Origin of the sequence: Cohnella herbarum (assembly GCF_012849095.1) — a bacterium.
Classification (GTDB): Bacteria; Bacillota; Bacilli; order Paenibacillales; family Paenibacillaceae; genus Cohnella; species Cohnella herbarum.
The window spans coordinates 6,277,563-6,302,710 of the sequence record NZ_CP051680.1; the positions used below are offsets into that span (position 1 = coordinate 6,277,563).

General features: G+C 51.3%; 17 protein-coding genes. 16 read left to right on the plus strand and 1 reads right to left on the minus strand.

All coding sequences use genetic code 11. The features are described 5' to 3' along the window. Positions 1-111: 111 nt before the first annotated feature. Positions 112-768 (plus strand): response regulator transcription factor, encoded by a 657-nt coding sequence (locus HH215_RS26675; protein WP_169282645.1) that lies wholly within the window; start codon positions 112-114, stop codon positions 766-768. Here HH215_RS26675 and HH215_RS26680 read toward each other — a convergent pair. Beyond that, entirely contained in the window at positions 765-2,723 is a 1,959-nt protein-coding gene (locus HH215_RS26680) for a sensor histidine kinase (protein WP_169282646.1), read from the minus strand. The two genes, HH215_RS26675 and HH215_RS26680, sit on opposite strands and share 4 nt — an antisense overlap. Positions 2,724-3,631: 908 nt before the next feature. Between HH215_RS26680 and HH215_RS26685 the strand changes: the two genes are divergently transcribed. From HH215_RS26685 to HH215_RS26755, 15 genes are all read left to right on the plus strand, one after another. Continuing rightward, entirely contained in the window at positions 3,632-4,297 is a 666-nt protein-coding gene (locus HH215_RS26685; RefSeq protein WP_169282647.1) for a hypothetical protein, read from the plus strand. Continuing rightward, positions 4,290-4,724 carry a toxin-antitoxin system TumE family protein gene (locus HH215_RS26690; protein WP_169282648.1) on the plus strand — a complete coding sequence of 145 codons (435 nt, stop codon included), beginning with the start codon at positions 4,290-4,292 and terminating at the stop codon, positions 4,722-4,724. Before HH215_RS26685 ends, HH215_RS26690 begins: the two co-directional genes overlap by 8 nt. A gap of 310 nt (positions 4,725-5,034) precedes the next feature. After that, positions 5,035-6,774: a sensor histidine kinase gene (locus HH215_RS26695; protein WP_169282649.1), complete on the plus strand. Its 1,740-nt coding sequence runs from the start codon at positions 5,035-5,037 to the stop codon at positions 6,772-6,774. Between the two features lie 26 nt (positions 6,775-6,800). Beyond that, positions 6,801-8,486, plus strand: coding sequence for a helix-turn-helix domain-containing protein (locus tag HH215_RS26700; protein ID WP_169282650.1), 1,686 nt, complete (start codon positions 6,801-6,803; stop codon positions 8,484-8,486). A gap of 106 nt (positions 8,487-8,592) precedes the next feature. Then, positions 8,593-10,311 carry an extracellular solute-binding protein gene (locus HH215_RS26705; RefSeq protein WP_169282651.1) on the plus strand — a complete coding sequence of 573 codons (1,719 nt, stop codon included), beginning with the start codon at positions 8,593-8,595 and terminating at the stop codon, positions 10,309-10,311. A gap of 74 nt (positions 10,312-10,385) precedes the next feature. After that, the gene (locus HH215_RS26710) at positions 10,386-11,291 is read left to right on the plus strand and encodes an ABC transporter permease (protein ID WP_254450237.1); all 906 of its coding nucleotides are present in this window, start codon (positions 10,386-10,388) and stop codon (positions 11,289-11,291) included. 18 nt (positions 11,292-11,309) lie between these two features. Continuing rightward, positions 11,310-12,194 carry a carbohydrate ABC transporter permease gene (locus HH215_RS26715; RefSeq protein WP_169282652.1) on the plus strand — a complete coding sequence of 295 codons (885 nt, stop codon included), beginning with the start codon at positions 11,310-11,312 and terminating at the stop codon, positions 12,192-12,194. Positions 12,195-12,218: 24 nt separating this feature from the next. After that, positions 12,219-13,655 (plus strand): DUF4832 domain-containing protein, encoded by a 1,437-nt coding sequence (locus tag HH215_RS26720; protein WP_169282653.1) that lies wholly within the window; start codon positions 12,219-12,221, stop codon positions 13,653-13,655. Further along, positions 13,648-15,183: a glycoside hydrolase family 31 protein gene (locus HH215_RS26725; RefSeq protein WP_169282654.1), complete on the plus strand. Its 1,536-nt coding sequence runs from the start codon at positions 13,648-13,650 to the stop codon at positions 15,181-15,183. Before HH215_RS26720 ends, HH215_RS26725 begins: the two co-directional genes overlap by 8 nt. A 1,299-nt stretch (positions 15,184-16,482) precedes the next feature. Then, positions 16,483-18,237, plus strand: coding sequence for a methyl-accepting chemotaxis protein (locus tag HH215_RS26730; protein WP_169282655.1), 1,755 nt, complete (start codon positions 16,483-16,485; stop codon positions 18,235-18,237). Between the two features lie 1,020 nt (positions 18,238-19,257). After that, a complete protein-coding gene (locus HH215_RS26735) occupies positions 19,258-19,971 on the plus strand; it encodes a GntR family transcriptional regulator (RefSeq protein WP_169282656.1) in 714 nt (237 codons plus the stop codon). A gap of 276 nt (positions 19,972-20,247) precedes the next feature. After that, positions 20,248-21,375 (plus strand): ABC transporter substrate-binding protein, encoded by a 1,128-nt coding sequence (locus HH215_RS26740; RefSeq protein ID WP_169282657.1) that lies wholly within the window; start codon positions 20,248-20,250, stop codon positions 21,373-21,375. Positions 21,376-21,501: 126 nt separating this feature from the next. Beyond that, positions 21,502-23,118 (plus strand): ABC transporter permease, encoded by a 1,617-nt coding sequence (locus HH215_RS26745; protein WP_169282658.1) that lies wholly within the window; start codon positions 21,502-21,504, stop codon positions 23,116-23,118. A 12-nt stretch (positions 23,119-23,130) separates the two neighbouring features. Next, positions 23,131-24,225 carry an ABC transporter ATP-binding protein gene (locus tag HH215_RS26750; protein ID WP_169282659.1) on the plus strand — a complete coding sequence of 365 codons (1,095 nt, stop codon included), beginning with the start codon at positions 23,131-23,133 and terminating at the stop codon, positions 24,223-24,225. Beyond that, positions 24,222-25,145: a ComEC/Rec2 family competence protein gene (locus tag HH215_RS26755; protein ID WP_169282660.1), complete on the plus strand. Its 924-nt coding sequence runs from the start codon at positions 24,222-24,224 to the stop codon at positions 25,143-25,145. The genes HH215_RS26750 and HH215_RS26755 overlap by 4 nt, the downstream gene beginning before the upstream one ends. Positions 25,146-25,148 lie beyond the last annotated feature (3 nt).

Below are 25,148 nucleotides of genomic sequence, written 5' to 3' on the forward strand. Positions count from 1 at the left end.
GGTTTGGAGGGGAGAGGACTTCGGTCGGGGGGGAGGACGATTGCGGTGCCGGAACGCGGCCGATATAGTATAGTTAATTCATATCTCTAAGAGAGAGCGGAGGAGTCCGTCGTGGAAAATATTTTGCTCGTAGACGATCATCGGACGTTCTTGGCCGGAACCGCCCTCATCCTCGAGAAGCATGGCTTCGGCGTAACGACGGCGTCCAGCGGAGCGGATGCGTTAGCCCTTATGGAACAAGTCGACTTCGACCTGTTCGTCTTCGATCTGAAGCTGCCGGAGATGAACGGGTTTGAATTAACGGAAGCAACGCTGCGGCGTTACCCGGAGGCGACGATCCTGATCTTAACCGGCGAAGACATCTCGGAGCATTACGATCGGTTAATCGAGATCGGGGCCGCTGGCATTCTAGAGAAGTCTCTCGGCGAGCAGGAGTTTATCGGCTGTTTGCATATGGCCATGCAGCAATTAACCGTGCTACCGCTTCATCTAGCCAGACGACTGAGAACCAAGGATCACCTTAACCGCTTCGCGACCCCGGGAGGGGAAAACGGAAGCTCGAAGCGAACGCTATCGGACAAAGAAGTGGCCGTATTAAAGCTGATCGCTCAAGGACATAAAAATAAAGACATCGCGGACCGGCTATTCATGAGCCAGCGCAATGTCGAATACGTGATTTCGCACTTGTTCGAGAAATTGGATGCAACCTCCCGCCAAGAAGCGGTCATGAAGGGGATCGAGCTGAAGTGGCTGAATCTGGACGTCTAGTTCGGAATCGGCACGGAACACCAAACCTTGACCCCTTGTCCAGGCGAGGACTGAACGGTTATTTCTCCATCGATCATCCGTATCCTCTCCGCAATGCCTTTTAATCCGAAGCGGTTCGTGGAAGAGAAATCCATCGCGGTCTCCATTCCTTTGCCGTTATCCGCGTATCGGATATACAGAACATCTCCCTCTTGTCCAACATCCAAGTTTACTCGGTCCGCTTGCGAATGCTTCAGGGCATTGTTGACCAGCTCTTGTACAATCCGATAGATCGTCGTGTTCAACTCGTCGCTAAACGATGCGGCGACAGGCCCGGCGTGGAAATCCAGCTGAAAATCGGCTCGCAGCCGGGTTTTCTCTACCAGCTTGGCAACTGCGTGCAACACGCCGTGATCGGATAGGAACGGGGGCATCAATTCGCGGCACGTTTCCCGAATCATGTACTCGGCGTTCTCCAACCCGAGCCTGATTTGCTCCTTGTCTTCATTGCAAAGACGATCGTCCGAAGTCCGCTCCAAGATGCGGCGGGTATGAAGCAACTCCTGCAGCACCTCGTCGTGAAGATCGGAAGCCAGTCGTTTCCTTTCTTTTTCCGCGATTTGCATGAATAGCTTGGACAACCAGGGCGACTGTTCCCCCTGTATCTGCTGCATTTCCTTGAGACGGTTCTCCATTAATTGAAAATATTCGTAAAAGATCGAAACGTATTTCGACATCAACGATAAAGCGAACTTGTCCCGTTCCTCTAGGGAGATCGAGCCGCCATCCGTGGAATAGACCGCCAAAAACAACCGCCTCTCCTCCGTGCCCCCGGCTGCACCCAACACCATTGAGCCGGTAACGATTGTTTCTCCGGAGGACAACCTTTTTCCTATTGCTAGCAAAGTCGAACGAATATAGTCCTCATCATGCGAAGAGAGACCATCGGCACTTATGGATTGTACCCCTTCTATCGCTTCTTCGTACTTCACCAATAGAAAGGAATGCGGAAGGAAATACAGTTTCCCTTCCCGCAGTACGCTTTGCTCGAGATCGGCGATCCGGTATGCCCTCAGCATTGCGGACAACAGCTGATCCAACCGTTGACGGGTCGTTACTTCATGTCCAAGCTCGACGTTTCGCGCCCGAAGCTCTTCGGACACGGACTCTTTGTCCTTAAGCGTGCGGACGAACCTTTGGAAAAACATCACCCCGAACATCGTCACCAACGAGAGCAAAGCCCACGGAAGCGTGTCCTCAAGACATTGCTCCCAATAGACTCTCCGGTAACCGATACTGCGTCCCTCGATGGCTTCCCACAAATCTTTAACGGGATCCGGCAGCAGGACGATCATGAACATGAAGAACCCGCCCGCGATTCGTTGAAGTTCCGCTTGAGATTCCTTCTGCCGAAGCAAGGATAAGGATTGCGCTAGCGAGATTGCGATGTTCAAGAGAATTACAACGAAGAATATTCGACTTAAGAGGACGAACAACGATGGATCGGCCGATACCAACGTAAGCGTCAGAATCGTAATCCATAGAATGCAGCTGCACCAGAGCAACACTCGCGTAGCCGGTTTTTTTGAAGTGCCGAGCAGATAGGCCAGAAAGGAAAAGCCCATGAATACGATGCCGCTCTTGATCGCCAGGGCGTTGTAGGGAATTTCCGGAAAAGGCCCGAACAGCAGCTCTTTCTGGTCCCATTCCGTGAACAGAAGAAGAGAAGTCAACAACGAGATGACGCCGAGATACAGGTAGCCGCGCTCGCGAGGGAGAACGGCAAACATCGCCCAGAATACGATCGCGATCAGAACGAACAGCAGAGTAAAGACGCCATCGTCCAGATGAACGCGTAATTGGTTGATCGATTCCGACGCGCCGTCCTGCGGCTTCATCAGCGAATAATTGATTAGTCCGTTCAACGCGAAGAGGAGAGCCGCCGCCGCTACCGCTTTCGCCAACCTTCTTAACATCGTCTTGTATCCCCCATGTCACCAATGAATCTCTTATTATCCTATCACTCGCTTGAGGGGATGAGAATCATGATCTTCGGCGATTGTCGGTAGGGTGATTAAACATTTTTTGCTTGATACTACGGAATCTAGCTCCTGAGCAAAGTACACATATCCAATCCGCTATGGGGTGTGCAGGTATGAAGGGCTATCGCAGTCTTGCTTCGACAACGAGTGCGCACAGGCAGTTGGTGTGCGTTCACCGTCGTGCTGCGTCCTGACGCAAGGAGCCAACGGTTTAAATCCAGCAAGAATTTGCTGTCGTAACGATTCTTTTGAAACTTAAGGCTGCCTAAAAGGGTTTTGCAGCGAACAACAATCGAGCATTCATTCTTTAACGGCTGCCACTGCCGCTATTTCGTCGAAAAGAAGCGTTTAAAATTCTAACGGAACCTGCAGCCTTTATTTACATGCAATAGGCATGCTTTCGCTGGAAAACTCCCAAATAAGAGCGCCTAGTTCCGTTAAAAATCGAAAAGAACGTTTTTAAGCAGAATAGCGTCTACTGGTTCCGTTAGCTAATAGATAGCGTAATGAACCTAAAATATTAAACCACCTAATGCGATTGCCTTGTATTCAATCCGCTATGGGTTATGCAGGTATGTGCAGTTTACTCAGGTAGTCGAAAATAGCGGTTGATGGAAAAAACGATTAGCGAAAATCGAAATAACCGCTAAAAGATAAATCTCGTGTTGCTCCCTCCGTTGGCTAGCAGTCAGAGTCACCCGGCAGGTGATTTTGTTCCACCATTTAGGTATATTTCTTTAACTATGATGAATACTATGAAAAGATCGGTTTGATTTCACTTGGATTTTGTTTTAATTCAAATTGTGAATGCTTTTACTTTGTGCTAGGATGGGGGTGAGGTGATGAAAATGTCATTAGCAGAAATTCTTGACGTAAAAGAGAGAAAAGAAGAGTACGCGCGTATCTTTTTTTCGCCGGACAAACTTAAAGAAAATCTTATCATGTTTAAGTTAATTTCTAATTTAGTACGTAAAACAGGTGGTTCGCTAAGCGAAATAGATGAAATGTCGTTATTGGATGCATCCGTATTCGAGCATGCTCAACAGGAGCTCATTGATTCGCTTGCTTCAGTCGCTTCAATAGCGACAGTTGAGGCTGAACCTATTTTACAGTACTCGACGGGTCAAATAGCACGTTTTTTCGGAGTTAGTCAAACAACCATTTCTAATTGGATCGCACAAGATCGATTTGAAGGGGTCGTCCGTCCCGATACTGGAAAACATGTAGAAATCCCGTCTGATACTATTTTTAAGTATCCGTCTGGAAGATTGGTTTGCGTAAAAGAGGTCGTTGATAAGTATGAAGCAAAGGAAAAACGTCTGACAGCTAACACCGAGACCGAATCGGATTTTATAGAACGGAAAATAAAAGGTTACGAAGAGAAATACGGCGCCATCGAACTTCTTCGCGAACAACTTGAAAAAGGTGTCCGAAATGCCAGTGACGGCGGTCTAGACCTCGATGTATGGGAGTACCTGATGCAAAGGAGAGACGCATTGGGTGGCTGACTTCACGTTAAGAGATTTAGAAATGACAGATATTGATTCTTTGATAGACATCTATCCGGATCTTATCGATAGCGTGAATTACGAAGAGGATGAGGACAGGGAAGTTAACCCTCAATTCATCATAAATTTTCATGACTCAACGTATTTGCATTGTGAAGAGTCGGCCAAACATCCTCGAGGCATGAAGCTCGGTGAGTTTTGGTACAATTGGTACAATGACGATGAGAGCTTGATTATGAAATTTCACAATCACCATCATAATGGTCCGCCCTCGTACATTACTTCTTTTGACCCTGTGCATTTGCACTTGAAAAGAGAAGCCGAGGACGATAACGGAAACATTCATGAGCATAGTACGTATCAGTCGCTTGAGCAGGTACTAAATTTCTTCCGTCTCATCTCCTATGTGGAAAAATATAAAAAATGACGGGATATTCCCGCATCATAAGGTGGAGGGCAGCCTAAGGGCGAGCCCTTCTTTTTGTGCAACTATCAGAAAGTATAAAGTTTTATATCATCATACTTATCTGATAGCTACGACATAAACGTTCACCCGCTATCCCTAGGGACGGCGGTAACCGTTTATGCTTGTGTGCCATGGAATGCGTTATCTCTGCCAATCAATCCCTACAAGGAGCGAAAGCAAGTAGACAAATTCAAAGAAAGTAGGTAGATTGAAATACTCGAGCGCGAAAGTCCGGTGATATACTCGAATTGGACTGCGCGTAAACGCTTACATGACTAGCCGAAGAAAAGAACAGCAGGAGGGATGCGCGATCAAATTTTCCGTTTACATCAAGGTCATTGTCGTTTTCACCGTTCTGATCATTCCCGTATACGCCGTGAACTTATGGATGAACGCGATGGGCATGAATTTTGTTCGCCAGAAGGACGAGGAATCGAGCACGTATAACTTGAAATTTTACGCCAGCCAGTTAAATGACCAGTTGTTCTTTATCCGCAACCTTCAGAAGCAACTGCTGACCGATTCGGACTTGCAGAAGCTTGCCTTCCGATCCGGCCTATTGGAGACGTACGAAGAATTCCGAATGGCCAGCGGAATTAGCGAGAGGCTCGCGACGATCCGCAATTCCAGCGAATATGTGGTGAATGCGGGCATCTGGGTCAAATCGTACAACAAGAGCATCTCCACGAACCAAGGGATTGCGAAGCTTCCGAACGAAGAGTGGTCGACTCTGGAGGGGCTTGTCGGGCTGACGCCCAGACCGTTAATTCATTATGAGAACGGCCGCCTGTTTTTCCTGCAATTCTCGAACAATGCGAGCATCGTCTCTTATTTGGAGTTGTCCATTCCGAAGCTTCAGGGCACGTTAAATCGTCTTGCGCCTTATCCGAATTCCGGAGTGGTGTTGGCGGACGGCAGGTTCGAAGGCATTGTCTCTGACGGCTACGATCCGAAGATCATCGCGGCCATTCGCGATCAAGCGAAAGATCGTGAAGGCGACCCCGAAACGGATAGCTGGGTTCTGCGCTCGGGCGGCGATCAGTATCGGATCGGCCTGAATCCCGTTCCCTCCATGGGATGGACGATCTATACGTACGTCGACGAGAACGAAATCACCGGAACGCTCAAGAAGTACGGCGTCTGGTTCCTCGTACTGTCCGTCGTGTCCGGCATCGTCATTCTGGCGTTCGCTTTTTCCGTCAATCGAATGATTCACCGCCCGCTGCACAAGCTGATCCGCGCTTTCAACATGATGGAGCCGGATCACGTCCGCGTCCCCTCGAGATGGAAGGAAGAAACCGAATTCGATTACTTGTACCGAGGCTTCGACAATATGGTGGAACGGCTGAACCGGTCGATCCGGGAAAATTACGAGCATCAGCTCGCGTTGCAGAATTCCGAGTTGAAACAACTCCAATCGCAGATCAACCCTCACTTCCTATATAACGGGTTTTATAATATTTACCGGCTATGCAAAATCGGGGAATACGACCGGGTAGCGACTCTGACGCAGAAGCTGGCTAGCTATTACCAAGCGATTACGCGCAGCGGCAAGGACGAGGTGCCCCTCGACAAGGAATATCGCCATGCGATGAACTATTGCGACATTCAGGCGATCCGTTTCTCGAATCGGATTCGCGTCTCGGCGTCCGATGTGCCGGAGCCATGCAAATCCTTCATGGTGCCTCGACTGATTATTCAGCCCCTCATCGAGAACGCCTTCGAGCATGCGTTCGAGAACGCCGCGCGTCCGGGACGGATACGATTGACCATGACTTGCGAGGATCGTCGTTTCTCGCTCTGCGTCGAGGATGATGGAACCGGCTTGTCCGATGAAACGTTAGCCGGGTTACAGGCGAAGCTAAGCCTGCCCGATGCAGAAGCCGAAAAGACGGGATTGATCAACGTGTGCCGGCGCCTGCGTCTGAAATACGGCGAGGAAAGCGGCGTATTCGTGAGTAGAAGCGAGCTGGGCGGTCTGAAGGCGGAGCTTATTATTTTGTGGAAATAAAGCGGAAATCAAGGAGGCGTAATGGCATGTACAGATTGTTAATCGTGGACGACGAGCCGGTTATCGTAGACAGCTTAGGACAGCTATTTCGGGAGCAGAATCCGGAATTGGACGTGTGTCAGGCCTATTCGGCTATCGAGGCTTTGGAATGGATCAAGCGGGCAAAGGTGGACATCGTCATCAGCGACATTCGCATGCCGGAGAAAAACGGGCTGCAACTGATCGACGAGTTGATGCACTACTGGCCTTCCTGCAAAGTCGTTTTCCTGACGGGATACGACGAGTTCGATTACGTCTATTCGGCGATTCGGAAGAACGCGGATTTCTATATTTTGAAAACCGAGGACGATGTCGTGCTGCTTGAAGCCGTCCATCAATGCATCCGGCAACTGGACGAGGAAAACGCGCGGGTAGGCATGCTCGAAGCGGCGCGCAGCCAGATCATGCTGACGGGGCCGTTATTCCGCAAGCAGTTGTTGGAAGCGGCTCTCCACGGGGAGGACGTCAAGGATCTTATTGCGGAATCCGACGATTGGACGGGGGATTCCGCTGCCGGAGAACGGCTTGCTTTGAAGTTGGACGCGCGGAACCCGGTGCTGCTGCTCGCCTGCCGAGTGGATAGCTGGCGACCTGAGGCCACTTACGGCCGTAAGCTGCAAACCTATTATTCTATTCAGCACGTCGTCGAGGAACGAATGGCGAAATCCGTCGTTCGCGAATCTTTGATATTCGGGCATGAACTGATCGTCTGGTTCCTTCAGCCCGATCCTGAGGCGAACAAGTTTTACGAAGAGAACGGAAGCGTCGATTGGCGCGGATTAAGCGTGTATTTGAGCGGGGTTCTGGAGTCCGTCCAGCAAGATTGCGGGGAGGAGGCGGGAGAAAATCCGATTTTCGTCATCGCGAAACAAGCGGCGGAGTGGGAGGGCGTTCACAGGGAGTTCGACTTGCTGCGGCAGTTTCTGAAGCGTCGGTTGTTCCCGAATCACGCATCGGCGGTCATCGATCTAGGCGCGCAAGGCGGCTTGGAAGCGAGAAGCGCGGAGACGCGCGTGACCCCGATGCTTGAATTCAAGCGCAAGCTGCACGAGTTGGAAAAAAGTCTGGACGGCGAAGAAGAAGACATTTTCGAGCGGATTTGTCGGGAATTGTTGGCGGATATTCGCGAGCAGATCGGCCAACATTATTTGACCGGGACGGAAAAGTATTACGGCTTCCTGCTCGTCTTTCTTGGCGCCATGGACGCGCTCGAAGTCGAGCAGATGTCGATGACCGACATTCCTACGGACTGGAGCGCTGCGGCCGAGCATTTCGTCGGGCTGGGACGGCGAATTTGCGCGGACAAACGTCAGCGACGGGATCGGGAAGGGGATGCGCTCATTAGACGGCTGCAAAGCTACGTTCAGGATAATCTGCATAGCGATCTTTCCCTCGTCCGGATAGCGGAAGTTACTTTTTTTAATCCGAGTTATTTGTCCCGTTTGTACAAGCAGCATACGGGAACGAACTTGTCCGATTATATCCATGCCGCCCGTTTGGAAGCCGCCAAGCGGATGCTCGAACAACCTGGAATGAAGGCGAACGACATCGCGGATAAGCTGGGCTTCAGCTCTCCGTCGTATTTCTCGACCTTTTTTCGCAAGATGACGGGACGGACGCCTCAAGAATATCGGGAAGACTTAGCCTCCTCCGGCAGGAAGTCGACAAAGTAAAACGATGTAAAGAGATTGAAATTGTAACCGCTTACCAGCACCGCCTATAATGAGGCTCAGAAAGGTCGACCTTTCCATAACCATTACGATCGATGGGGGATAACGCATGACAAGAAAAACGATAAGCGGCCTTGCGGCGGCGATGATGCTGAGCACGACGATTCTGCTAGCGGCTTGCAGCTCGAACGATAAGGAAGAGCAAGCTTCACAGCCGCCGGCATCGACGCAAGCTAGCGGCGAAAGTCCGTCCGCAAGCGGCGGCGCGCCTGCCGAAACTCCAGCGGCGGATCCTCTCGGCAAATACGAAGAACCGATTACGGTAACCCAAGTGATGGGGTTTAACCCGCCTCAGGATTCCAAGACGCCGAAAGGTCTAACGCCTGAAAAAAACGCCTACGTCTCTAAATTGAAAGAAATGCTCAATATCGACTTGAAATACTTGTGGACCGTTCCTTCGGAACAGTTCGATCAGAAATTCGCCTTGGCCGTATCGTCCGGCGATCTTCCGGATGTCATGTCGCTCAAGCTGCTCGATTTCGAGAGCTTCAGGCAGCAGGACCAGCTGGCCGATCTGACCGAAGCTTACGAGAAATACGCTTCTCCGACGCTGAAGAAGTACTTGGAGTCGGACGGCGGAAGAACGTTGAAGATGTTCACGTACGACGGCAAGCTGCTGGGATTGCCTTCCTATGAGGACCCGTTCATGTCTTCCCAGATTTTGTGGATTCGGCAGGACTGGCTGGACAAATTGCAGCTTCAGCCGCCGACGACGCTGGAGGAATTAGAGCAGGTCGCGGAAGCGTTCGTGAAGAACGATCCCGACGGCAACAACAAGAACGATACGTACGGCATCTCCATGAACAAGGAACTGATCTCGTGGGGATTCGACGCGAGGGGCTTATTTTACACGATGGGCGCCTATCCGAAAGCATGGACGAAGGGCAGCGACGGCAAGCTTATCCCGGGCGAAATTCAACCGGAGACGAAAGCCGCGTTGGAGAAGATGAACGATTGGTACAAGAAAGGCATTCTCGACAAGGAGTTCGCCTTCAAGGATATCAACAAAGCCGTCGAAGACGTCGTGGCGGGCAAAGTCGGCATTACGTTCGGCGAATGGTGGGATCCCGAATGGCCTCTGAATCTGAGCAAAGAGAAGGATCCGAAGGCGGAATGGAAGCCGTTCCCTCTGCCGTCTTATAACGGCAATCCGGGTCTGACGCTCGTGCCGGGGCTTCGGCTGAACTGGGTCGTGACCGCGAATAAGAAGATGGAGCATCCGGAAGCCGTCGTCAAGATGGCGAACTTCTATCATGAAATGTGGCTGCCGAAGTACCAGGAAGAGAACAAGCCGGAGAACGGCTACGTGTACAACTGGTACGAACCGAGAATTTACAACCCGCTCAATATCGACGATCTGTACACGCGGGTGAACGCCGCCCTGAAAGCGAATCAAGATACGATAGACGCGGAAAATCCGGAGGCGCCGCAACTGTTCGCGAACGCCAAGAAGTTCTTGTCCGGCGATCCCGACACGACCGCTTGGGGCTTCTATAACAGCCGGGTCAAGGAAGACGGAGGCTGGGGGCTTACCCGCAAGATCAAGGAAGAGAAGAAATTCGTTTACAACGAATTTTACGGCACGCCGACGCCGACTCAAGTGGAACGAGGCAGCTCGCTCGATAAGTTGACGGACGAGACGTATTTAAAGATCATTATGGGTTCCGGCAAAACGGACGAATTCGACAAGTACGCGGATAGCTGGAAAAAACTCGGCGGGGACGAGATTGCGGAAGAGGTCAACGCTTGGTACGCGGAACGTCAATAATCGAAATGAGATCGAAAGGGGAGGACTGCACCTGGGCTCTCCCCTTTCGCAGCATTAGAAGGAGGTACCGACTGATGAATAACACGGTAATTCGCCGATTAAGGACGGAATGGCCGCTGCACTTCTTGCTCTTGCCTGGCGTTCTGGTTACGCTGGCTTATCATTACGGCCCGACGCTGGGCATCGTCATGGCTTTTCAGAAATTCCAGCCCATCCTCGGTTTCTTCAAGTCGAAATGGGTCGGGATGCGCAATTTCGAGTACGTGTTTCATCTCCCCGGATTCGAGCAAGTGCTGTGGAATACGCTCATCATCTCGTTTTTCAAGATTCTTTTCGGATTGGCAATTCCGCTCGCGTTGGCGCTGCTGCTTAACGAGGTGCGCAAGACTTGGTTTCAGCGTCTGATCCAGACGAGCGTCTTTTTACCGTTTTTCCTGTCTTGGACCGTTCTCGGAGGCGTGCTGTTCGAGATTTTCACTCTTCGGGGGCCCGTCAACGGGTTGCTGTCGTCGATTGGCGTCGACCCGATCATGTTTATGGGGAGTAACGGGTGGTTCAGGGGCATTCTGGTCGGGTCCGACGTCTGGAAAGGCATGGGTTACAACATGATTATTTTCCTCGCGGCCATCGTGGGCATCAACCCGAGCTTGTACGAAGCGGCCGAAGTGGACGGCGCGGGCAAATGGAAGCAAATGCTCCATATCACGTTGCCCGGCATGATGCCGATCATTATTTTGCTATCCACGCTGAGTATCGGCAATATTCTGAACGCGGGTTTCGAGCAAATATTGCTGCTGTATAACCCGGTCGTCTACAGAGGCTCCGACGTTATCGATACGTTCGTATACCGGCTCGGACTGTTCGATCGCCAGTATGGCCCGGCTGCGGCAGTCGGACTGTTCAAGTCGGGGATTTCGCTCCTCCTCGTGTCCCTTTCTTATTTCATGGCCTATCGCTTTAGCAGATACAGAATTTTTTAACCGGAAGGAGTCGGGCATATGGTTTATAAGGAATCGCTTAGCAGAAGAGCGTTTCACGTCGTTAATGTTATCGTGCTGAGCGCCATTACGCTCATGGGTTTTCTTCCCTTCGTTCACTTGCTGGCCGTGTCGCTTAGCTCCAACACGTATGCTTCCGCCGGAGAGGTCACTTTATGGCCGAAAGGATTTACGACCAATGCCTACCAATATATGAGCGAGAATGCGGCTTTCTTCGAATCGCTTGTCGTCTCCTTGAAAAGGGTGGCGATCGGGACCGTCGTCAACATGCTGTTGGTCGTCATGACGGCTTATCCGCTGTCCAAGGAGAACGCCAAATTCCAATTTCGGACCGTATACGTATGGTTTTTCGCCATTACGATGTTTTTCGGCGGAGGTTTGATCCCGACGTATATCGTCGTGAAGGAGACGGGGCTGCTTGACTCGATCTGGGCACTCGTTCTGCCGGGGGCGCTTAACGTGTGGTACACGGTTATGCTGCTGAACTTCTTCCGTAGCGTGCCCAAAGACTTGGAGGAAGCGGCGATCATCGATGGGGCGGGACACTGGTCGCTCATCTGGAGAGTATACTTGCCGATCTCGATTCCCGCGATTGCCACGGTGCTGCTGTTTACGGTCGTCGGTCATTGGAACTCTTGGTTCGACGGCATTTTGTATATGAACTCTCCGTCCAATTATCCGCTTCAGTCGTATTTATCTACGTTAATTACCGCGATTAACGTGCAGATCATCTCCGTGGACAGCTTGGCGGCGCTGCAGGATCTCGGCGAGAAAACGCTGCGCACCGCGCAAATTTTCATGGGGGCGTTGCCGATCATGATCGTATACCCGTTCCTGCAAAAATATTTCGTCAAAGGCATCGTCGTAGGGAGCGTTAAAGAATAAGGTTCGTAAAGGGAGTGGAATGGGGTGGACTTCGAGAGAGCTCAGAATGACGTAACCGTATATCCGATCGAAGACGCCGACCGCTTCCTGCGCAATCCGGCTATGGGCTGGGTGGTCTACATTGACGCATTCGAGAAGCCGTTTCCCGATGCGGACGAGTATTGGAAGCGGCAGGATCCGAACATCGGGATGGCTAGCATTTTGTACATTCGGGTGCCCTGGTCCCAGTTGGAGCTGGAGGAAGGCCGTTATGCTTGGCAAGCGGACGATAATTATCGCAAGCTTATCTCCATGGCGCTGGAGCGCGGCTTAAAGCTGGCCTTCCGCGTCTATGTCGACAGCAAGGACGCTTACCGGCAGGCGACGCCGCAGTTCGTATTCGATGCGGGGGCTGACGGTTACGCGAACGAGACGAAGAACGGGGTTTCGTTCCGGACGCCTTATGTGCTGGATGCGGTATTTCAGGCGAAGTTCGCCAAGTTCGTGGAGGCGTTCGCTTCCGAGTACGACAAATCGGATATCGTCGATTTCATCGATGCGCAAGGGCTCGGTTGGTGGGGGGAAATGCACAACCTCGGGTATTTAATCGGAGCGCGAAAGAAGCGGGCGTTTCAGTGGATCGTCCGATTATATAGCGATCATTTCCGTCACGTACTCCTAGGCGGTCAATACGGCAAAGGGAGTTTCGGCTTCGCTTTGCAGGAATGGGCGATCCGGGAGCTTGGCTACGTCATCCGCCGCGACAGCTTCGGCAGCCCGATCTGGTTCAAGCCGGGGGACAAACGGAAGATCGCGGCGTTATGGCCTTCCGTGCCGGTGTTCGCCGAGAATTGCTACCATACGTTCGCGGGCCGTCCGGAATGGTATGAAGGCGACGGATTCCCGACGCTGCGGGACATGATGGCGCGAGTCGTTCAAGACGCTATGGAGATGCGCGCCAACACGCTCGACTTGCGGAATCCGGAGGATGCGGAGCTGTGGGTGTCGGCCGCGCCCGATCTCGTGCGCGACTTCGCCCTGCGTTGCGGCTACCGGTTCGTAATGACGGAGTTGACGTATCCGGTGGAGATGGAAGCGGGTCGGGCGTATGCCATCCGGCATAGGTGGAAGAACGTCGGCGTCGGCAAGCTTCCGAACGAGAATCGGAACTGGCGGAGCAAATACAGGCTTTCGTTCGCGCTGTTGTCTGATCGGGACAGCGGCGTTCCGGTCTGCCGGACGCTTGCGGATGCGGAACCCGGGGAGTGGCTGCTCGGATCGGAGTATGCCTATGAGTCGCGGTTCGCTTGCGGAGATATTCCGGCGGGAGGTTACGATCTGGCCGTGGCTCTAGTAAATACCGAGCGAGGGGACGAACCCGAAATCGCGTTGGCGATGGAAGGGGAGCTACCGGACCGAAGGTGGTATAAAATAGGGAGAGTGAACGTCGTTAACGAAAAGGGCGGGGAAGCGAATGGATAAAAAGAAACTTGAAATCGATAGACTGGAAGGGGAGTACTGGTGGGGCGGAGATATCGATGACGGGATTCGGATGCCGTTCGGGGAATTCGACCATGCGCGGGACCTGATAAGCGAAGGAAGAGGCAATCAAGCCGTTCCGTTGCTTCTCTCGAACAAAGGGAGATATGTCTGGTCGGAGGAGCCGATTCGTTTCGTCTTTGCGGATGGGCGGCTTTCTCTCGAGAGCGAAACCGGACAATTCGTATATCGCGAAGGAAAGGGAAGCTTGCGGGATACGTTCCTAGCCGCGTCTTCTGCGCATTTTCCGGCTTCCGGTTCCATTCCCGAGGAACTCTTTTTCACCATGCCGCAATATAACTTGTGGATCGAACTGCAGTACGAACCAACCCAGGAGAAGACGCTTGCTTATGCGGAAGCCGTACTGGCGAACGGAATGCCGCCGGGCGTAATCATGATCGACGATAATTGGATGGAGGATTACGGGGTGTGGAAGTTCCGCGCCGATCGATTCCCCGATCCGAAAGCGATGACGGACAGGCTGCACGAGCTAGGCTTTAAGGCGATGCTGTGGACGTGTCCGTTCGTCAGCCCGGATAACGCGGCGAACTTCCGCCGGCTGGAGCGGGAAGGCTACTTGCTCAAGGATGAGAGCGGCGAAACAGCGATCCGCAGATGGTGGAACGGCTATAGCGCCGTGCTCGACTGCACGAACGAGGCGGCGGTCGCGTGGTATGAAGGCGAACTTAGGCTGTTGATGGACGACTATGGCATCGACGGTTTCAAATTCGACGCCGGCGACCCGCAATTTTATCGCATGTCCGACCAGAGCGCCGTTACGCGACACCCGAACGGGCATTGCGAGGCGTGGGCTAAGGTCGGGCTGAACTATCCGTTGAACGAATATCGGGCGTGTTGGAAGAACGCGGGGCAACCGCTCGTGCAACGGCTTGCCGACAAGAATCATAGCTGGCAGCTGGACGGTCTCGCGTCTCTCATTCCGAACGGGCTGGCGCAAGGGCTCGCGGGGTATGCGTTCACTTGCCCGGACATGATCGGCGGCGGTCAGATCGGGGACGTCGAGAATAATTCGGATTTCAAGCTGGATCAGGAGCTGTTCGTCCGTTACGCCCAATGCTCGGCGTTGTTTCCGATGATGCAGTTTTCGACGGCGCCTTGGCGCGTGCTCGACGAGGAGCATTTGACTTGCTGCGTCGAGGCGGCGAAGCTTCACGAATCGTTCGGCCGGACGATTCTGGACTTGGCGCGGCATGCGGCCGAGACGGGCGAGCCGATTATTCGGCATTTGGCTTATGTTTTCCCGGAAGGCGGGTATGAACGGGTTCGGGACCAATTTATGCTGGGCGATCGCATCCTCGTCGCTCCCGTTCTCGAGAAGGGCGCACGCGTTCGAACCGTGGCGTTCCCGCCGGGCACGTGGCAAGGAGACGATGGCAGCTCCGTCGTCGGCCCATGCTCGCGGCAAGTCGAAGCCCCGCTTTCTCGCTTGCCTTGGTACAGGTTGACTTAGAAGGCAGGAAGGGGCTTGCTAGGGATTGGAGATAGGCGGAAAAAACGTCTAACTCTGCTCACCTCACCCGAATTAGTCGATTTTATCGAGCAACTCTCGCTGAAACTGGCCACCTCGCCAGAATTAGTCGATTTTATCGAGCAACTCTAGCTGAAACTGGTCACCGGTTCAGAATTAGTCGATTATTTCGAGTAACTTTCGCTGAAACTGGTCACCGGTCCAGAATTAGTCGATTATTTCGAGTAACTCTCGCTGAAACTGGTCACCGGTCCAGAATTAGTCGTATTTCGAGTAACTTTCGCTGAAACTGGCCACTGCGCCAGAATTAGTCGATTTTATCGAGTAACTCTCGCTGAAACTGGCCACTGCGCCAGAATTAGTCGATTATTTCGAGTAACTCTCGCTGAAACTGGTCACCGGTCCAGAATTAGTCGATTATTTCGAGTAACTCTCGCTGAAACTGGCCACTGCGCCCGAATTAGTCGATTATTTCGAGTAACTTTCGCTGAAACTGGTCACCGCGCCAGAATTAATCGATTATTTCGAGTAACTCTCGCTGAAACTACTCACCGCGCCAAAATTAGTCGATTATTTCGAGTAACTTTCGCTGAAACTGGCCACCGCGCCAGAATTAATCGATTATTTCGAGCAACTCTCGCTGAAACTGGCCACCGCGCCAGAATTAATCGATTATTTCGAGTAACTCTCGCTGAAACTGGCCACCGCGCCAGAATTAATCGATTATTTCGAGTAACTTTCGCTGAAACTACTCACCTCACCCGAATTAGTCGATTATTTCGAGTAACTCTCGCTGAAACTGGCCACTGCGCAAGAATTTGTCGATTTTAGAGGCTGTCTATTTATTATGGACAGTTTTGAAAATGTAAATGATTTTTCTATTATTCGAACTTCCGCATAGTTAATCGATTGTCTCAAAAAACCGTCTACCTCGGTCTCAGGTAGGCTAGTTGGTGAGGAGATAGGCGGAAAAAACGTCTACCTCGGTTTCAGGTAGGTTAGTTGGTGAGGAGATAGACGGAAAAGCCAGGAAAAGCCGTCTAACTCGGTCTCAGTAATCATGCAAAAACAAAAAGAGCTCAGGAGCCTTCTCCTGTAGCTCTTTTCTTGTCGCAGTTTCCGCACCCCGAACCCCCACGAAAAGGAAGAGCCCTAATTTGTTTTGTGCGATTGAGAAGACCGAGAAGGAAAACTCAGGAATTTTGTCGAATGAACAAGAAGATTGAATTATGCGGTCATCGTAGACTTTCCGCCAACGATCGCCAGAGGGGTTTGGACATCATGATCAGATTTAGAAGCCGCTTGGTATTCAAGTTATCCGCCGTTATTTTGGCGATCCTCATTATCCTCTGCTCCACCCTCATTTACATGCAAATCCAGAACACGAAGGAAGCAAGCGAAGAGGCTATAGGCAATTTCAGCATCCACACGGCAGAGGCATATGCGGGACAATTCAACGTGAAGAGCTATGAAGCCTATTTACAGGACGTACAGGAGAATGAACTCTATTGGAGCCTGCGCGAAGAGTTGAATCGGTATCGTCTGCAGATCGGAGCAATGTACGTATATACGGTGCAAATCGACGGCCAAGGACAACCGATTATTCTGATCGACGGTCAACCGAAAGGGTCGGATTCGGCGTCTCCGATCGGAGAAGTCACCGATATGCCGAAGGAGGCGGTAGCGGCGATTATGAAGGGGCAGTCCGCTAAGTCGGGTATCATCGAGAATCCGGAGTACGGCGACTACATCTCTTCGTATGCGCCTATTCGGGATTCGGCTGGAACCGTAATCGGAGCGCTCGGAATCGATACGGATGTATCCGTGTCGAAAACGATATATCGAGAAGTCATTAAGCAAAGCTTGCCTGTATTCGTATTGATGGGAGCAATTGCGTTAATCTTCTTCCTCTTGGTCGTATGGTATATGTTCCGTGCTCTGCGGCCGTTAAGCGTCATCGTAAGAGGAGCGGAAGCCATCGCCCGCGGAGATCTCGCGGAAGCCAAAGCTCACATGAACGCCAAGCGGGTTCGCTCGAATGACGAGATCGGGCAAGTATACTCGGCCATGGCCAAGATGAGCGAGAGACTTAGCGTCACGCTTGGCGACGTGGTTCAGGACATGAAGACAACGACGCACAATCTCGTGGAGTCTACCGATCAGTTCAGTTCCGAAACGGAACAGATGGTGAGTTTAAACGTGAAGCTCGAGCGGTCCATAGCCGAGTTGTCCGAAGGAGCTTTGCATCAGCGTGCGGGAGCGGAGGAAAGCGCGAAATCGATGGAGGAAATCACTTCTGCGATTCAGCGGGTTTCGGAAGCGTCCGCTAACGTGGCGATAGCTTCGGCGGAAGCGTTGGAAATCGCCGAGGAAGGCCAACAATCCATTCATAATCTGAAAGATCAAGTAGCTACGATGTCGGATGTTGCCTTGCAGACTACGAATTCCGTACAGATTCTTAACGCCTATATGAGCGAGATCGGACCGGTACTCCAATCGATTACGAGCATCGCCGATCAAACAAAGCTATTGGCGCTGAATGCTTCCATCGAGGCAGCGAGAGCGGGAGAACAAGGAGCGGGTTTTGCGGTCGTTGCCGGGGAAGTGCGTAAGTTGGCAGAGGCTTCTTCCGTGTCCGCGCAGCATATTACGTCCCTTCTGCAACAAATTCATCAAGAATCCATTCATATCGGCGAGAGAATGTTGGCGGGGAGCATAGAGATGACCAAAGGAACAGAGCTCTCCGGCCAAGCGGAAAGGCTGTTTAATCACACGATCGATCGTTTCATGATCGTCAATCATCAGATACAGGATATATCCGCAGGCGCGGAGGAAGTTCTAGCCAGCTCGGAAGAGGTTGCCGCATCGGTAGAGCAAATCTCCCGGATCTCTATACAGGCTGCGGAAAATACGGGTTCCATTCGGAAGATGTCGTCGAATCAATTGGAAGCGGCGAAAAGAATTGCCGATACGACGGAGCTTCTTAAGAAGAGAAGCGCAGGCTTGGAAGCGGCCGTAGAAAAGTTTAAGTTGTAGGATCGGGAGTGCACTGCGGTTTGGAATCGGGGGCAGCCGGTAAGCGGCAAGGCAACAGGACTATGGAATTAGAATTAGACTTGTTTTCTGCCAATGTCAGTTCAATCTTATTGCATTTTCTACACTTAGTTCTCGGTTATCGCTGGCTTTTGACATTCTAAATGTAATTTGTACAACTAGTTTGCCGATAGTCCGGTCATCCACATCAAACTCGCGCATCTAGTTGCATTTTTTGACGTTAGATTGTTGGTGAGCGATGTCTCCCTTTAATTAAATGTACAAAATGCACTTAGTCAGACAGGATATATAGTTTGGCTACAGTCAAATGAGATTTACGAGGATGATCCAGAGATAACGGGTGAGTCGGGACTGATTTAAGAATACGCATATTCCAAAATGCCCCAAGCACTGATCGAAAAGGATCGGTGTTTTTTGCTGTGGGCGGTATTTTACAATAAACTCGATTTACCGTGAATCTGCGTTAACAAACGAGGGATATGCTAACACTAGGATTACATTGTCTAGACATCCCTTATAGAGGAAGTTCAAAAAGTCATCTTTTGATCACGAAGCGAAGCAAGATGCGGATTCGACATCGAATCTTGAATTCAGCCGGGCCTAGAGCATATGCTTTCGAAGTAGGTTTCCTCCGGAAACCTTGTAGGTGCTCACGTAGGTTTGCCTACGCTCCGCTCCTCAGCCCCTAGCTTCATCCAACCTTCTCGGTGCTGAAAACCTGACTCTTTGAACTCTCGATTGTAGAGGAAGTTCAAAAAGTCATCTTTTGATCACGAAGCGAAGCAAGATGCGGATTCGACATCGAATCTTGAATTCAGCCGGGCCTAGAGCATACGCTCCCGAAGTAGGTTTCCTCCGGAAACCTTGTAGGTGCTCACGTAGGTTTTGCCTACGCTCCGCTCCTCGGTCCCTAGCTTCATCTAACCTTCTCGGTGCTGAAAACCTGACTTTTTGAACACGCGCTTATACAAAACTAAAGCCTAGAAAGATGGATGTAATAGGATGAAACACAACTATTTGATTATTAAGGAAGAGCTCGAACGGCAAATTCGGACAGGGGAGCTGCCGATCGGTTCGATGCTTCCATCCGAGCCTGACATGGCTCGCAAGTTCAATGTAAGCCGAGAGACGTTCCGGGCTGCCGTCAAGCAGATGGAACGGGAAGGCAAGCTGAGAGTGCGCAGCGGAATAGGGCGTTTCGTCGTTCGTCCGTTAGCTTCGATCCCCAGCAGTATCGATCGGCTCAGCTCTACTTCGGAGATGATTACTTCGGCCGCCTTAACGGAAGGGGAACACCACGAGTCCATCCGCGTTGAACCGTGCAAGGAGGAATGGGCGGATTTCTTGCAGATTAACCCCCAAGATCCCGTAACGGTCGTCGAGCGGATTCGAATGGCCGACGACGAGCCCGTTTCGTTTAACATTAATATTATGCCTAATGCCTTGCTCGGGGACGCTTTTCAGAGGATACCTCTGCGTGGTTCGCTTATGAAGTTTCTTGAAGATGCTTGCGGTATTCGAATCGTGGCTGCCAACACCGAGTTGATCGTCCCTCCGGCTTCGGATAGGAATGCCCGCAAGTTGCAGGTGAAACCCGAATCTACGGTTCTTTTATTGAAACAAACGCATTACGACGAGGACAGGGTGCCTATCTTATTCTCTTATGATTATTTCCGTAACGACGTATTCAAATTTTGGGTGCGTCGGGAACGGTAATCGTTATATTCGGAAGCCAAACCGCTCTTCTTGCACGTTAAGAAGGGCGGTTTTCTAAGTGATTCAGAATTTATAGGTTTCACGATGTTCATTTCTGAATCACCTCCGACATAACGTTCCTCCGCCATCCCTAAGGACGGCGAAAGCCGTTTATGCTTGTTAATTCATATTTAATATACGCGTAATACAACGATGACAGTTCACCCTGATAATGAGCCATAGGATGTCTAGACAGCTCCTCGCAAATAAAGATAACCATGGATCAGGAGGATTACAATGTTCAAGAAAACAAGCTCGAGATTCGTAAGCGTAATGACGGCGGTTATGTTAATGGCGGTTATGGTGGTATCGGGTTGCGGCGCTAAGAACGACGGTCCAACGAACGCGGCAAGCGAATCCCCATCGCAATCGGCGGTTGAAACAGCAAGTCCCGAGCCGACCCCATCGGCTTCGGCTTCCCCGGAATCGAATAAACTTGTCGTGTACGCCGCTCTTAACGAAGACGATATTATTCAGCTTTCGAAGAAGTTCAAAGAGGATACAGGTATCGAAATCGAATACTTGCGCTTAGGAAACGCGGGCGAAGCCAGCACGCGCATATTGGCCGAGAAAGCGAACCCGCAGGCCGATATTTTCGTGGGCGGTTCCGTTGAATTTTACGAGCCGCTGGGGAAAGAGGGTATTCTTGAAAATTACGTTTCCCCGAACGCGAAGGATCTCGACGCGCAATTTAACGACCCGAACGGGTTCTGGCAGGGCTGGTACATGGGCGTGCTAGGGATCGTTCTAAATACGGAAAGATTCGAGAAGGAGCTTGCGCCTAAAGGCGTAAAAGAACCGACGACGTGGGACGACCTGCTCGATGCTAACTATAAGGATTTGTTTATCACTTCCAACCCGGCTACGGCCGGCGGCGGATATATCTTCGTTGCCGATCAATTGTTCCGTTTGGGCGAGGACAAGGGTTGGGATTATCTGAAAAAATTGAATGAAAACGTGCACCATTATACGAAAGCGGCAGGCGACGGAATTAACCTTACCGCTACCGGCGAATTCGTAATCGGGATGTCGTGGGCGCATGATATCGTGAAGTCCGCTAAACAAGGCTATCCGATTAAAGTCATCATTCCGAAACAAACGGCTTTCGAAATCGGCGGAGTCGGTATCGTTAAGGGCGGCGGAAACACGGAAAACGCGAAGAAATTCGTGGACTGGTTATTAACGAAGCCCGTCGGCGAAATGAATACCCAAATGTCCAATCGGTATTCCGTTCGTAAAGACGTAGCGCCTCCGGAAGGCATGATCAAGATCGAAGACGTGGATCTCGTCGCTTACGACAGAACTAAAGCTGCCGAGATGAAGCCTGCGACCGTTGAGAAATTCACGCAACTGCCGGCTAAATAATAAACGATATCCGTACGCTCCTCCTGCAGAAGTTCACACGAGTTTTGCATCCGCGGGAGGAGGCGTACGGTTTATCTCCGAAAGGTGTGGAACGTTGTGTCTTCTCCCGCAGCTAGAGAAACCTGGATGGAAATGAAGAGATTAAGAAGAGAACCTCTGCTCGCCATTGCCATTGTAGCCATTATCGCGATTACCGGTTTTTTTGTCCTATGGCCGATTCTTAAGGTCGTTAGTTATTCGCATATGGAAGATTACCTTAAGCTTTTTACGAATTCCCGCTGGAGCCGGGCCGCGTTGAATAGTTTGTTCATTACGGCGATTTCCACGTTTTCTTGCACGCTTGTCGCTTTTGCATTTTCCTATACGATAACAAGGTTAAATGTCCCTTTCAAAGGGCTATTTAAGTTCATTACGATATTGCCTATCGTTTCTCCGCCGTTCATCGTTGCTTTGTCCTATATTCTTCTCTTCGGTAGGCAAGGCATGATTTCCAAACACGTACTGCATATGAATTTCGATATTTACGGCTGGCAAGGGTTATGGATGGTTCAGACGATTACCTTCTTCCCTTACGCGTTCGCTGTCATTCACGGAGTTATGAAGTCCATCTCTTCGAACTTGGAGTACGCCGCTTACAATCTGGGCGGGACCCATTGGCAAGTTTTTAAGAAGGTTTTCTTCCCGCTATGCCGTCCGGGTGTCGCCGGCGGCGCTCTAATCGCGGCTATGAACGTGCTGGCCGACTTCGGAAACCCGATAATTATAGCCGGGAACTTCAACGTATTGCCGACGGAAGCCTACATGCAGATGACGGGGCTATTCGATCTAAGATCGGCTACCGTGCTTTCCACTGCATTACTCGTCCCGGCGCTTGGTCTATTTCTATGGAATAGATTTTGGGTGGGCAAGCGTTCCTACGTTACCGTTACGGGCAAAGAAACGTCCTTAGAGCATTATCCGCTTCCGCGTGCCGTGAAATGGGGGCTATTTTCCTTCTGCATGTTCGTTACTCTCTTCATTCTCGCGGTCTACGGGGTTCTGTTCTATGGCGCCTTCACGACGACTTGGGGGTATGATTGGTCGTTCACCTTGAAAAATATGCATTACGTTACGGACAAAGGACGCGAAATCTATAACAGTCTGAAGTTTGCTATTTTCTCCTCGGTAGCTGCCGGGTTACTTTCGCTGCCGCTAGCTTATATCGTTCAGAAGAAACGCGTAGGCATTAATCGCATGCTTGATTTCTTGGCGATTCTGCCTGGCGCGATTCCTGGCGTATTCCTTGGCCTTGGGTTCGCGTTAGCTTTTAACAAAGAGCCTTTCCTGCTCACGGGAACTTCCTTGATCATGGTGCTGGCGCTCATGTTCTGGAATTTGCCGACATGTTACAGCGCGAGTTTGGCAGGTCTTCAGCAGATCGGCGGAGCGCTTGAAGAAGCCTCGCAGAATCTGGGGGCAGGGAGCGTAACCACCTTCAGGAAAATCGTGCTCCCCTTATTGAGCGGACCGTTCATGACGGGGATCGTCACCTCGTTCCTAAGGTCGATCACCTGCTTAAGCGTCATTATCTTTATCTATTCCGCGAAGACGTCCGTCGGCACCATATCCATTCTCAGCCTCGTGCAGGACGGAGCATGGGGCAGCGCATCGGCCTTTACCGTCGTGCTGATCTCCATAGCCTTCGCCGCGTTGATCGTTATGAAGCTGTTATTAAGAAAAGACGGTAAATCAATTGAACTGTAGCCGGAGGCCACCATGAGCGAACCCAAACATGCCATTCAAATCGATAACGTGACGAAATCTTTCGGACAATTCCAAGCCATCAGTCAAGTTTCGCTCGATATTCCGATGGGGAGTTTCACGACGTTGCTCGGACCTAGCGGATGCGGGAAGACGACGCTCATGCGGCTGATCGCCGGATTTTACGAGCCGGATCACGGACAAATCCATATCCATGGACAACAAGTAAACGGAATGCCGGTATTCAAGAGAAACACCCCGCTCGTTTTCCAAGAATACGCGCTTTTCCCGCATATGTCGGTATACGAGAACATCTCTTACGGATTAAAGATGCAGAAGGCGTCCAAGCAGGAAACGAAAGACAAAGTGAACGCTATGTTGGACATGTTCGGGCTTCAAGGCTTGCAGGGAAGACAGCCCAAGGAGTTGAGCGGCGGACAGCAGCAGCGCGTAGCCTTCGCCAGAGCGCTTATTACGGGGCAGCAAATTCTGCTCATGGATGAACCGCTTAGTAATCTCGATGCCAAGATGAGGGTCGAGGTGAGGAATGAACTAAGGGAACTGCAACGGCGTTTAGGAATTACCGCTATTTTCGTTACGCATGATCAGGATGAGGCGTTAGCTATTTCCGATACGATAGCGGTGTTCGAGAAGGGACGCATCGCCCAAGTCGGTACCCCTTGGGATATATACTTTAAGCCGCGAACCCCGTTTGTTGCCGACTTTGTCGGGACGGCTAACTTCGTAGCGGGCGTGGTCGCCGCCATTGAAGGAAACGATATCGTGGTACGGAGCGAATCGTCCTTGTTCCGTGTGTATCAAAGCCAATCTGCCTTGCAAGCGGGAGACAAGGTAACTCTCGTGATAAGACCTGAATGTCTAGTGCTTATAAACGAGACGGATATCGGGGACGCCAGAGAAAACGCGTGGAGCGGTGCGATCGAGAAAAGCAGCTTTCTTGGACGCACGATTCGGTATTGGGTCAACGTCGGACCGTTTCAATGGATCGTCGATGACACAAGCCCCAGCATGCGAGGGTACCTGCAAGGCAACATCCATTTCGCTCTGGATAAGCACAACATTCATATTTTGCCGGGAGATGCCCTATGACCAAGGTTCATGTTCAATTCCTTAATGTCGGCTGGGGAGATGCGCATCTGATTCGGTTGCCTTCCGGACGTTTGACTTTAATCGATGGGGGAGACGGGTTGGAATCCCCTGATCGGGATCATCCGTTAGCTTGGATGGACAGACGGGGGATCGAGCATCTGGACTGGATGATTCTGACTCACATTCATGAGGACCATTTGAACGGTCTGCTAGATGTGGCCCGAGTTAAGTCGGTGAGCAAGGCGGTTCTTCCCTATCCCCCCTTCCAACCGATATCCGAACAAATCGTGGAACGGCACGGAAACGAGTTATCCAAACGCGTTTACGGGATGTTGTCGGCTTATTTGGAGCTTATTCGGCTGTTACGGCAACAAAAGACCGAAATCATTTGGCGCAACGAATACGGATCAAGCGAACAATCGGTACTTTGGTCGGAAGAAGGCATATCGCTGACTCATCTTTATCCGTGGAGCGGCGACCGGCTCCCTGCCTATGAAACGCTATTAAAGGCCATTGCGGACGATGACTTGCAAGCATTGGAGCACTTCTTTGCTTTGTCCAATGACGATAGCTCGGTATATCGGCTTCAATTCGAGAGCGAGCCCGACAAGAGCATTTTGTTGGGAGGAGATCAACTGGAAGCCGGATGGGAACGTATCGCCGGGCGAATGGATATTCAATGCTGGGTGTGGAAGGTGTCCCATCACGGGTTGCCGGACGGGTTTAATGCCCGCGTTCTTTCTTGGATCAAGCCAGCTTATTGTATCATCCCCATTAACGCCGAGAGTGCCGAGAAGCTGCGGCCGGAATGGGAGGCTTTTTGTTCCGGCGGCGATACCGCGTTCTATATCACGGGACAAACGGAGCGGGAGATTTCTCGCAGATTAGAGAGCGAAACGGCGATTGTCGAAATCGGATAGGAG

Bases quoted from the DNA above. Each gene is read 5' to 3' on its own strand.
- HH215_RS26730 (WP_169282655.1), top strand. From the start codon at position 16,483: ATGATCAGATTTAGAAGCCGCTTGGTATTCAAGTTATCCGCCGTTATT.
- HH215_RS26755 (WP_169282660.1), top strand. From the start codon at position 24,222: ATGACCAAGGTTCATGTTCAATTCCTTAATGTCGGCTGGGGAGATGCG.
- HH215_RS26750 (WP_169282659.1), top strand. From the start codon at position 23,131: ATGAGCGAACCCAAACATGCCATTCAAATCGATAACGTGACGAAATCT.
- HH215_RS26685 (WP_169282647.1), top strand. From the start codon at position 3,632: ATGAAAATGTCATTAGCAGAAATTCTTGACGTAAAAGAGAGAAAAGAA.
- HH215_RS26710 (WP_254450237.1), top strand. From the start codon at position 10,386: ATGAATAACACGGTAATTCGCCGATTAAGGACGGAATGGCCGCTGCAC.
- HH215_RS26680 (WP_169282646.1), bottom strand. From the start codon at position 2,723: ATGTTAAGAAGGTTGGCGAAAGCGGTAGCGGCGGCGGCTCTCCTCTTC.
- HH215_RS26700 (WP_169282650.1), top strand. From the start codon at position 6,801: ATGTACAGATTGTTAATCGTGGACGACGAGCCGGTTATCGTAGACAGC.
- HH215_RS26705 (WP_169282651.1), top strand. From the start codon at position 8,593: ATGACAAGAAAAACGATAAGCGGCCTTGCGGCGGCGATGATGCTGAGC.
- HH215_RS26725 (WP_169282654.1), top strand. From the start codon at position 13,648: ATGGATAAAAAGAAACTTGAAATCGATAGACTGGAAGGGGAGTACTGG.
- HH215_RS26715 (WP_169282652.1), top strand. From the start codon at position 11,310: ATGGTTTATAAGGAATCGCTTAGCAGAAGAGCGTTTCACGTCGTTAAT.
- HH215_RS26735 (WP_169282656.1), top strand. From the start codon at position 19,258: ATGAAACACAACTATTTGATTATTAAGGAAGAGCTCGAACGGCAAATT.
- HH215_RS26740 (WP_169282657.1), top strand. From the start codon at position 20,248: ATGTTCAAGAAAACAAGCTCGAGATTCGTAAGCGTAATGACGGCGGTT.
- HH215_RS26695 (WP_169282649.1), top strand. From the start codon at position 5,035: ATGACTAGCCGAAGAAAAGAACAGCAGGAGGGATGCGCGATCAAATTT.
- HH215_RS26745 (WP_169282658.1), top strand. From the start codon at position 21,502: ATGGAAATGAAGAGATTAAGAAGAGAACCTCTGCTCGCCATTGCCATT.